Genomic DNA, 10,555 nt, shown 5'->3' on the forward strand with positions numbered 1-10,555 from the left:
TGCTCGTGGTCGGGACGTCGCTCGGCGGCGCCCCGACCGTGGTGGGCAGCTACTCCTTCACCCTGCGGATGACCGACAAGAACGGCCGCTTCGCCGAGCAGGCCGCCACCATCGTGGTGGCCACGCCGGCGGTCGCCTTCACCTCCGGCGACCCGCCCGCCGGCACGGCCGGCCGGTCCTACTCCTTCCGGTTCACCGCCGACGGTGACTCGTCCATCACGTTCGCCCTGGCCGGCGGGGCCCTGCCGGACGGCCTCGCCCTCGACCCGGACGGCCTGCTCAGCGGCACCCCCGGCAGCGTTGGCACGTTCACCTTCACCGTGCGGGCGAAGGGCTACAGCACCAGCGCCACGAGGGACGTGTCGCTGGTCGTCGCCGCGCCGGCCTCGACCAGCCCCACGGCCACCCCGAGCCCTGATCCGACCGACCCGACGGCCACGCCGACCCCGGGCGACCCGACCACCACGGCGCCCCAGCCGACGCCCTCGCCGTCGCAGGTGAGCGGCGGGTGGCTGCCGATCACCGGCCCGGGTTCGCCCCTGGTGCTGGTGTCGCTGGGCGTCCTGGCCTTCTCCATCGGCGGCATCCTGTTCGTGCTTGCCTACAACCGCCGCCGGCGCTTCACTCCACCGGAGTGACGCCCGGCCGAGCCCGGGCAGGCGGAGCGGTAGGCTTGGCGGCGTTGTGTCCGGATGCCGCCGTGGGCCGGCTACCGCCTGCAAAGCTGGAGTTCTCATGACCACGACGCTGCCCGCGTACGACGAGGTCGTCGCGCGCTTCGAACCGGTGATCGGCCTGGAGACCCACGTCGAGCTGGGCACGAACACCAAGATGTGGTGCGGCTGCCCGACCGACTTCGGCGGCGAGCCGAACACCCGGGTCTGCCCGGTCTGCCTGGGCCTGCCCGGCTCCCTGCCGGTGGCCAACAAGGCGGCCATCGAGGCGACCATCCGGATCGGGTTGGCGCTGAACTGCTCGATCGCGCAGTGGTGCCGGTTCGCCCGGAAGAACTACTTCTACCCGGACATGCCGAAGAACTTCCAGATCAGCCAGTACGACGAGCCGCTCTGCTTCGACGGCTACCTGGACGTCGAGGTCAACGGGGAACTCGTGCGGATCGGCATCGAGCGGGTGCACCTGGAGGAGGACACCGGCAAGACGCTGCACGTCGGCGGTGCCACCGGCCGCATCCACGGCGCCACCGAGTCGCTGGTCGACTACAACCGGGCCGGCATCCCGCTGGTCGAGATCGTCACCAAGCCGATCCCCGGCACCGGCGCGCTCGCGCCCGAGGTGGCCCGCGCGTACGTGACGGAGCTGCGCGACGTGATCCGCTCCCTCGGCGTCTCCGACGTGCGGATGGAGGAGGGCTCGCTGCGCTGCGACGTCAACACGTCGCTGAACCTGCCGGGCGCGGAGTGGGGCACCCGCACCGAGACCAAGAACGTCAACTCGCTGCGCTCGGTCGAGCGGGCGGTCCGCTCGGAGATGCTGCGGCAGGCGTCGGTGCTGGAGGCGGGCGGCCGGATCGTCCAGGAGACCCGGCACTTCCACGAGGACACCGGCGACACCACGTCGGGCCGGTCCAAGGAGACCGCCACCGACTACCGCTACTTCCCGGAGCCGGACCTGGTGCCGCTGGCGCCGGACACCGCCTGGGTGGCCGAGTTGAAGGCGGCCCTGCCGGAGCTGCCGCGGCTGCGCCGCAAGCGGATCCAGCAGGAGTGGGGCCTGTCCGACCTGGACATGCAGTCCGTGGTCAACGCGGGCGCGGTGGAGCTGATCGAGGCGACCGTGGCCGCCGGCGCCACCCCGGCCGCGGCCCGCAAGTGGTGGCTGGGCGAGCTGTCCCGCCGCGCCAACGAGACCGGCGTGGAGCTGGCCGACGTGGGCGCCACGCCGGCCCAGGTCGCCGAGCTGCAGGGCCTGGTCGACGCCGGCAAGCTCAACGACAAGCTGGCCCGGTCCGTGCTGGAGGGCGTGGTGGCCGGCGAGGGCTCGCCGACCGAGATCATGACCAACCGCGGCCTGGAGGTGGTCTCGGACACCGGGGCGCTCACCGCCGCCGTGGACGAGGCCATCGCCGCCAACCCGGACGTCGCCGACAAGGTCCGCAGCGGCAAGGTCGCGGCGGCCGGCGCGCTGGTCGGCGCGGTCATGAAGACCACCCGCGGCCAGGCGGACGCCAAGACCGTCCGCGAGCTGATCCTGGAGCGTCTCGGCGCCCAGGGCTGAGCCCAACCCGGAGGGCCGCCGCCGTGACCCGGTGGCGGCCGTTCGACCTCCCCGGAGTACGCGCGACCCGCGCCATCCCCTCGCGAGGGCGTCAACGGCGACGCCCGGATGGAGTCACCGTGAACCAGCACGACCTCGACGTCCTCGACGCGATCCAGCGCCGGGTGCTCTGGCTCGCCACCCGCATCGTGGACGCCGCCAACCACGACCGGGACACCGGCGACGGGGTGAAGGTCGGCGGTCACCAGGCGTCCAGCGCCTCGCTGGTGACCGCGATGACCGCGCTCTGGTTCCACCACCTGGACGCCGAGGACCGGGTCGCGGTGAAGCCGCACGCCTCGCCGGTGTTCCACGCCATCCAGTACCTGCTGGGCAACCTCGACCGGTCGTACCTGCCGAAGCTGCGGGCCCGCGGCGGCCTCCAGTCGTACCCGTCGCGCACCAAGGATCCGGACGGGGTGGACTTCTCCACCGGCTCGGTCGGCCTGGGTGCCGCGGCGCCGCTGTTCGCGGCGGTCACCCGCCGCTACGTCGACGCGCACTTCGGCGCCCGCCCGCACTCCCGGTTCGTCGCGTTGATCGGCGACGCCGAACTGGACGAGGGGAACATCTGGGAGGCGGTCGCCGACCCGGCCACCACCGGGCTCGGCAACGTGATGTGGCTGGTCGACTTCAACCGCCAGTCGCTGGACCGGGTCGTGCCCGGCATCCGGATCAACCAGTGGCGCGGCCAGTTCGAGGCCGCCGGCTGGCACGTCGTCGAGGTCAAGTACGGCCGCAAGCTGGCCGAGGCGTACGCCCGGCCGGGCGGCGCGGCGCTGCGCGACTGGATCGACCTGATGCCGAACGAGCAGTACCAGTCGCTGTTCGGGTTGGCCGGGCCGGCCCTGCGCAAGCAGTTCCTGGACGGCGCGCCGGCCGAGGTGGCGGCCTTCGTGGCGGACATCCCCGATGACGAGCTCGGCCCGCTCGTCACCGACCTGGGCGGGCACGACCTGGAAGCCATGCTCGACGCGTACGCCCAGTGCGACGCGGTCACCGACCGGCCCAGCGTGGTCTTCGCGTACACGGTGAAGGGGTGGGGGTTGCCCATCGCCGGCAATCCGCGCAACCACTCGGCGCTGCTCAGCACCGAGCAGGTCGACGCGCTGCGGGCGGCGCACGGCCTGACCGCCGAGACCGAGTGGGACCGCCTCGACCCGGCGTCGGAGGCCGGCATCCGGGCCGGCGAGCGCCGGGAGGCGCTGTCCCGCCCGCCGCGCGAGCGGGCGCTGGGCGTCACCGTGCCGGAGACCACCCGGGTACGCGCGAACAAGCCGGTCTCCACCCAGGAGGTCTTCGGCCGGGTGCTGGTCGACCTGGCCCGCGACCCGCAGGTGGCGCCGTACCTGGTCACCACCGCCCCGGACGTGGCCACGTCGACCAACCTGGCCGGGTTCATCAACAAGACCGGCGTGTTCGCGCCCACCGAGCAGCGTTCCTGGACCGAGGACCGGATGCTGCGCTGGACGGAGAGCCCCGCCGGGCAGCACATCGAGCTGGGCATCTCGGAGATGAACCTGTTCCTGCTGCTCGGCCAGCTCGGCCTGGCGTGGGACCTGTCCGGCCAGCCGCTGCTGCCGGTGGGCACCGTCTACGACCCGTTCGTGCTGCGCGGCCTGGACGCGTTCCTCTACGGCACGTACTCCGGCTCCCGGTTCGTGGTGGCCGGCACCCCGTCGGGCATCACCCTCGCGCCGGAGGGCGGGGCGCACCAGTCGACCATCACCGCGTCCGTCGGCCTGGAACTGCCCGGGGTCACCTTCCTGGAGCCCGCGTACGCCGGCAGCCTCGACTGGCTGCTCTGCGACGCGCTCGGCCAGATCGCGCAGGGTTCGACGCCGGCGGCCACCGCCGCGCCGGCCGAGGACGGGGCATACTACTTCCGGCTCAGCACCCGCCCGATCGACCAGGCGCCCTTCGAGGCGGCCCGGGCCCGGATCGGTGACGCGGTGCTGCGCCGGCAGGTGGTGGCCGGCGCGTACCGGCTGGTCGACGCGCATGAGGCGTACCCACATCTGGCGGACGCCCCGGTCGTGCAGCTCGCCGCCTCCGGCGCGGTGCTGCCCGAGGTGCTGGCGGCCGCCGCGGAGCTGGCGGAGGAGGGGGTCGCGGCGCACGTGGTCGACGTGACCAGCCTGGACCGGCTCTACCGGGCCTGGCAGCGGACCCTGCGGCAGGGGGTGCGGACGGCGACCGTGCCGAGCGTGCCCGGCGCGCTGCGGTCGGCGTTCGCCGACCGGGTCCCGGTGGTGACCGTGCACGACGCGGCCTCGCACGCGATGGCCTGGCTCGGTTCCGCGCTCGGTGCCCCGGCGGTCCCGCTCGGGGTCGACGAGTTCGGCCAGTCCGGCAGCGTCGCGGAGCTGTACGAGCTGCACGACCTGCTGCCCGGCAGCATCGTCAACGCCGCGCTGGCCGCGCTCTCACTGCGCTGACCCGGCGCCGCCGGCACCCCTCCGCTCCACCCGGTGCCCTCCGGCTCCGCCCGGTGCTTGCCTCCGCAGCGGTCCTTCCGGCTCTGCCCGGTGCCGGCCGCCGTGGCGGTCCCTGCGGCTCCGCCCGGTGCTTGCCTCCGCAGCGGTCCTTCCGGCTCTGCCCGGTGCCGGCCTCCGCAGCGGTCCTTCCGGCTCTGCCCGCCGCCGGCCTCCGCGGCGGCCTCTTCGCGGCCTCATCGCCGCAGCGGAGCCGCGAGGGTCTACGGGTAGGGCTTGCGGGTGGCCGTCGGTCTGCCACCGGTGGCAGCCGGCGGCAGGGCCGTCGCCCCGTCCCCCTGGATGCCGGCGATTACGCTTAGTGACGGTGGTCCTGATAACTCTGAGTGGTGGCGATTCCGGGGTTGCCAGGAACACCCATCGGCCCTTTGCTCTGCAGCCCCATACGCAGCACCTGCCCGACCAGCCACTTCCCTCTTCTGCCGCTCTGCAGCCATCCGCGCAACGGTGACGGTCCGTGTACCGCTGCGCCGATGGCTGCAGAGCAAAGGCAGAAAAGAAGTCAGCTGCTCGGAGGCGGAAAGATTACCCGCAGTGATTGGATTTGCGGCGCCACCGCCGGCGAGTCGGCACGCCTCGCGCCCGTGCCGGCGGGGACCCGGCAGGCCTCGCGTCCGCGCCGGTGGCGAATCGGCACGCCTCGCGTCCGCGCCGGCGGCGAGCCGGCAGGCCTCGCGTCCGCGCCGGTGGCGAGTCGGCACGCCTCGCGCCCGCGCAGGCGGCGAGCCGGCAGGCCTCGTGACGGCGGCGAGCCGGGCCGTCGCCGGTGTGCCGGTCGGGGGGTCGTCGGGTCTGCCGTTGTGGACCGGTCGTCAACCCGTGGTGGTGGGGCTGGGAGAGGAGGATGGCGGGAACGGGGATTCCGAACCGCCCCGGGTCGGGGTGGGGGTGACCGGCACCTGGTCGCCCTTCTTCGGGTCCTGGATCACGTGCCGTTCCAGGTTGACCTGTGACTGACCGGTGCCGCCGACGGTGATGTCGTCGTACGCCTGGAGCAGTTTCTGCTGGTCGAAGTAGAGCACCGACATGGTCAACGGGGTGGGCTTCTCGCCCTCCAGGCCGCGCAGCCCGGCACCGCCCGTGGAGCCCTCCACCATCAGCGTGGTCGGTTGCTTGCCCGGCAGCTGCGGCAGCTTCGACACCTGTCGGGCGTGGGCGTGCCCGGCGAGGACGAGCGGGCAGGTACCGGAGAGCGGCCCGGCCGAGGCCGGATCGTGCACCAGGGCGATGTCCACCTTCCGCGGCGATCTGTTGACCGTGGTGGCGAGCTGCTCGCCGGTCCCGATCACCTGGTCGGCGACCTGCTTGGTGAGCCCGCTGCCGGCCGGGGAGGTCTCCTTGTCCGGGGTGAACCGGGGGTCGCCGATGCCGGCGATGGTCAGCCCGGACACGGTGACGGTGGAGTTGTCCAGCACGATGGCGTTCGGCTGCTGGTCGACCGCTGCCGCCGTCTTTGCCGAGTCGTGGTTGCCCCGGATGTAGACGTACGGCTTCTTCAGCAGGCCGATCGAGCCGACGAAGGACGCCTCCGGCTCGCTGCCCCAGTCGGTGATGTCCCCGGTGTCGATCACCACGTCGATGTTGAACTGCTCCACCACCGTGCGGATCAGCTGCCAGCCCGTCGGGTTGAGGTGCATGTCGGAGACGTGCAGCACCCGGGTGGTGCCCGGCGAGGGCTGGACCAGCGGCAGGGAGGAGACCGTGGTGTAGAGCTTGCTGACGTTGCCCACCAGCCGCTGGAGCTGCTCGGCATAGCGGGTGTAGTCGTTGGCGATGCGCCGCGCGTCACCGACGATGGCCGGGGCGTTGACCAGCAGCCCTTCGTAACGGGGCTCCTCGATGGCCTGCGGGCGGACGGTGGCGGCGGCCAGTCCGAGGCTGCCGGCGCCGACCACGAACGCGAGCCCGCCGGCCCAGGCCATCCGGCGGACGTCCCGGAAGACCAGCCCGGCCAGCAGCAGGGTGGCCAGCACCACCGAGGCCAGCGTCCGCAGCCCGAGGCGCATCACCCCGGAGCGGACGTCCTCGACGGCGGACTGGCTGGCCCGGCTGATGCTCGCCGGGTCGTCGATCAGCGCCTCGGTACGCCGCTGGTCGAGCGCACCCAGCTCCACGGTCAGGTAGGCCGGCCCGTCGTGGCTGTCGAGCAGCAGCGCGCCCAGCGGCGGTACGTCCACGGTCGTCCCGCCGCTCAGCGAGGGGCTGAGGTTGAGCTGTGCCCGGAACGGCCCGATGTCGGTGCTGACATGGCCGCCGGCGTACGTGCCGCCGACGACTCCGGCCAGCGTGACCACGAGCAGGGCCAGCACCGTGCCGAGCCGGCGCAGCCAGCCCGGCGGCCGTCCGTTCCGCCGCGGTCGCGACGCCCAGCGGCGGGCGCGCCCGGTGGCCGGGGCCGCCTCGTCCCCGGTGCTGCGCTGCTCGTTCTCCTGGCCGTCCATGCTGAGATTCTGTCCTGCCCGTCGACGGATCTTGGGAAACCGCGGGAAGCGTCGAGCTTCTCACTCCTGCGCCGCGCGGCGACCTTGAGCGACAACTCCGGTGCGGCTGGCGCGACGCGGCGACCTGAAGCCGAGCCCGTCAGCTCCGGCCGGCGCCGCCGTCCGCGAAGACCAGCCGCAGGATGCGGTCGTCCTCCGGTGCCGGCTTGCCTCGCCCGTCCCGGTTGGAGGTGGTCACCCAGATCGAACCGTCCGGGGCCGCCGCCGCGGCCCGCAGCCGGCCGTACTTGCCGGTGAGCAGGGCCCGTGGCTGCCCGAGCACGGTGCCGTTGGCGGTCAGCTCGACCAGCCAGAGCCGCTCGCCGCGCAGGCAGGCGGTGACCAGCAGCCGCTGCACGGCGGCCAGCCCCGAGCAGGACGCGTCGGCGGTCCGCCACTGGGTGATCGGGTTGACGTAGCGCTTGTCGTCGGCGCGTCCCTCCACCTGCGGCCAGCCGTAGTTGCGACCCTTGTCGATCTGGTTGATCTCGTCCCAGGTGTTCTGACCGAACTCGGCGGCGTACATCCGCTTCTCCGGCGTCCAGGCGAAGCCCTGCACGTTCCGGTGTCCCAGCGACCAGACCGGGGAGCCGGGGGTGGGATTGCCGGGGGCCGCCTTGCCGTCCCGGGTGATCCGCAGGATCTTGCCGCCGAGGCTCTTCGGGTCCTGCGCGGCGGCCGACCGGCCGGCGTCGCCGGTACTGGCGTAGAGGAAGCCGTCGGGGCCGAAGCCCAGGCCGCCACCGTCGTGGTTGCCGGCCTTGGGGATGCCGGTGAGGATCGGGGTGGGTGCCTTGCCCAGCTCCAGCTTGGCGATCCGGTTGTCCTGCTCGGTGGTGTAGTAGATGAAGACCGTGCGGTCCCGAGCGTAGGCCGGGGAGACGGCGATGCCGAGCAGCCCGGCCTCGCCGCCGGCCGCCACGTCCGGCACGGTCTGCGCCACGGTGACGGTCAGGCCCTCCGGCCCGGATCCCGGACCGACCCGGAGGATCCGGCCGCTGTTGCGCTCGGTGACCAGCGCGGCGCCGTCGGGCAGGAAGGCGATCGCCCACGGCACGGTGAGCCCCTTGGCCAGCACGGTGGCGACCACCTGCTGGCCGGCGCCGCCCGGGCTCGCCGACGCGGAAGGGGTCGGCAGGTTGGGTGGCTCGCCGGCCGGGTCCGGTCCGGGCTCGCCGAAAGCGCAGCCGGCGGTGCCCAGCAGCAGCGCCGCGCAGGACGCCGCGAGCGCCGCCCGGAGGCGGCGGGGGCGGTGGTACGGGGGACGCGCGCTCACCCGGCCCAGCCTAGCCGGATGAGCGTGAATCCGGGCCCGACGGCGGCCGGGCGGTCGGCTCCGCCCGACCAGCTCGACCTGCCCGTCGTCAACGGTCGGGTCCCGTTCGGTGCGCCCGTCCGGCTGCGGCGGTAGGGGGTCGCCCGGCTATCGTCGGCGATCGTGAAGGTATGGATTCCGCATCGGTCCGGCCGGGAACTGCTCGGCGAGCTGCCGCCCGGCGTCACGGTGGAGCTGCTGGAGGACCCGGACCGGCTCCCGTCGTCCCCGTCCGGGGTGCGGTTCTGGGTGCCGCCCTTCCTTTCCGGCCCGGCCGCCGGGGCGCTCCTGGCCGAACTGCCCGACGTCGAGGTGGTACAGCTGCTCTCCGCCGGCGCGGACGCCTGGGTGGGGCGGGTCCCCTCCGGGGTGGCGCTCTGCGACGCCCGGGGCGTGCACGACTCGGCGACCGCCGAGTGGGTGGTGGCGGCGATCCTGTCCGCGCTGCGCGGCTTCGGGCCACTGGCCCGGGCGCAGGCCCGCCGGGAGTGGGCGTACGACGAGGTGGCGCCGACCGACGAACTGGCCGGCAAGCGGGTGCTGATCGTGGGCGCCGGCTCGATCGGCGCCGCGGTCCAGGCCCGGCTGGCCCCGTTCGAGGTCGATTTCACCCTGGTCGCCCGCACGCCGCGTCCCGCCGAAGGGGTGTACGGCGTGGACGAGCTGCCCGGGCTGCTGCCCGAGGCGGACGTGGTGGTGCTGCTGGTGCCGCTCACCGAGCAGACCCGAGGGCTGGTCGACGAGAAGTTCCTGGCCGCCATGCCGGACGGGGCGCTGCTGGTCAACGCCGCCCGGGGTCCGGTGGCCCGGACGTCGGCGCTGGTCGCCGAGCTGGCCTCCGGCCGGCTGCGGGCCGCGCTGGACGTCACCGATCCGGAGCCGCTGCCCGCCGACCATCCCCTGTGGGAGCTGCCGAACGTGCTGCTCACCCCGCACGTGGCCGGCTCGGTACGCGGCCTGCTGCCGCGGGCGTACCGACTGGTGGGGGCGCAGCTGCGGCGGTTCGTGACGGGGGAGCCGCTGGCGAACCGGGTAGTGGACGGGTACTGAGCGCCCGTCGCTCAGCCGGCGCCCTCGGTGAGCTCCTGTCCGGTGGCGGCGACCAGCCGGGGCAGGTCGTCGGCGCGTACCGCCGGGAGCACCAGCACCTCGCCGTCGTCGAGCCGGACAACGGCCCGCCCACGATCGTCGGCGGTCAACTCGGCCACCCGCTGCCAGGGGATCCGCCGTTGCCCCAGGAGGGCGCGCAACCGCAGCTCGCGGGCGTCGGCGTCGGTGCCGGAGCGCCAGGCCCAGACCCCCACGGCGAGGGGCAGGAGCAGCACCCAGGACAGCCACCAGCGGGCGCTGGCCAGCGGCAGCGCGCCGATGAGCGCGACGATCGCGGCGACCAGGATCGCCTGGTTGCGGCGGAAGTGGACGGTCTCGGCGCGGCTCACCCTCCGATGATCGCACCCCGGGCTGGCGGGGATCCCGGCGGGCGGGACTACCGGCCCCTTGGGAAGCGGTGTGACGAAGCTCACTCCGTAACCGCGTAACGTCTCGTATCGAGGATCGTTTCTAGGCGTGGCCGCGCCGGCCCACCCGGCGTCGTCCGCGACCGTCGCCCCCGACCCGCACCATCCCGCGCCGCACCGCAACCGCACCGCCCCGTGCCCCCTCACGAAGGCGATCGCCGTGCTCGTCACTCACCCCGCCACCCCACCCCGTCGCCGCCGCCCGCTGGCCGACCTCTACGTGTCCCTGGCCGGCGCCCTGCTCATCCTGGCCGGAGCCGTCGGCCTGGTCCCGGCCCACTCGGCCGTGGCGCTCGCCGTCGCCGCCGGCTGCGCGCTGGCCTGCGTCCGGCTCGCCTGGCTGGCCGGCAGCCCGGCCGCCACCCGCGCACCCGGCCCGCCCGCTCCCGCTCCCGCTCCCGCGACCCGGCCGGCTCCTGGGACGCTGTCCAGTCCCGGAACGCTTCCGGGTTCCGGGACGTTGTCCGGTCCCGG

7 protein-coding genes and 1 pseudogene are annotated in these 10,555 nt (G+C 73.9%); 5 read left to right on the top strand and 3 right to left on the bottom strand.

Annotated elements, in window-relative coordinates:
• From LQ51_RS10510 to LQ51_RS10520, 3 genes are all read left to right on the top strand, one after another.
• Positions 1–638 (top strand): Ig domain-containing protein (locus LQ51_RS10510; RefSeq protein WP_231605692.1); only part of this gene is annotated, 638 nt, incomplete at its 5' end.
• Positions 639–735: 97 nt separating this feature from the next.
• Positions 736–2,235 (top strand): Asp-tRNA(Asn)/Glu-tRNA(Gln) amidotransferase subunit GatB, encoded by a 1,500-nt coding sequence (gene gatB / locus LQ51_RS10515; RefSeq protein WP_046564549.1) that lies wholly within the window; start codon positions 736–738, stop codon positions 2,233–2,235.
• 119 nt (positions 2,236–2,354) lie between these two features.
• Complete coding sequence (locus LQ51_RS10520; RefSeq protein WP_046564550.1) at positions 2,355–4,712, top strand: transketolase-like TK C-terminal-containing protein; 2,358 nt, start codon at positions 2,355–2,357, stop codon at positions 4,710–4,712.
• Positions 4,713–5,581: 869 nt separating this feature from the next.
• Here LQ51_RS10520 and LQ51_RS10525 read toward each other — a convergent pair.
• Positions 5,582–7,210, bottom strand: coding sequence for a metallophosphoesterase family protein (locus LQ51_RS10525; protein WP_046564551.1), 1,629 nt, complete (start codon positions 7,208–7,210; stop codon positions 5,582–5,584).
• A 139-nt stretch (positions 7,211–7,349) separates the two neighbouring features.
• Positions 7,350–8,525 carry a PQQ-dependent sugar dehydrogenase gene (locus tag LQ51_RS10530; RefSeq protein ID WP_046564554.1) on the bottom strand — a complete coding sequence of 392 codons (1,176 nt, stop codon included), beginning with the start codon at positions 8,523–8,525 and terminating at the stop codon, positions 7,350–7,352.
• 162 nt (positions 8,526–8,687) lie between these two features.
• On the opposite strand from LQ51_RS10530, the gene LQ51_RS10535 reads away from it, so the two are divergent.
• Positions 8,688–9,614 carry a 2-hydroxyacid dehydrogenase gene (locus LQ51_RS10535; RefSeq protein ID WP_046564557.1) on the top strand — a complete coding sequence of 309 codons (927 nt, stop codon included), beginning with the start codon at positions 8,688–8,690 and terminating at the stop codon, positions 9,612–9,614.
• A gap of 11 nt (positions 9,615–9,625) precedes the next feature.
• Here LQ51_RS10535 and LQ51_RS10540 read toward each other — a convergent pair whose 3' ends face one another.
• A complete protein-coding gene (locus LQ51_RS10540) occupies positions 9,626–10,003 on the bottom strand; it encodes a PH domain-containing protein (RefSeq protein WP_046564559.1) in 378 nt (125 codons plus the stop codon).
• Between the two features lie 127 nt (positions 10,004–10,130).
• On the opposite strand from LQ51_RS10540, the pseudogene LQ51_RS10545 reads away from it, so the two are divergent.
• Positions 10,131–10,555, top strand: a pseudogene (locus tag LQ51_RS10545) (hypothetical protein); the annotation flags it as partial.

The sequence above is a fragment of the Micromonospora sp. HK10 genome, from assembly GCF_000982955.1.
In the GTDB taxonomy this organism is placed as follows: domain Bacteria; phylum Actinomycetota; class Actinomycetes; order Mycobacteriales; family Micromonosporaceae; genus Micromonospora.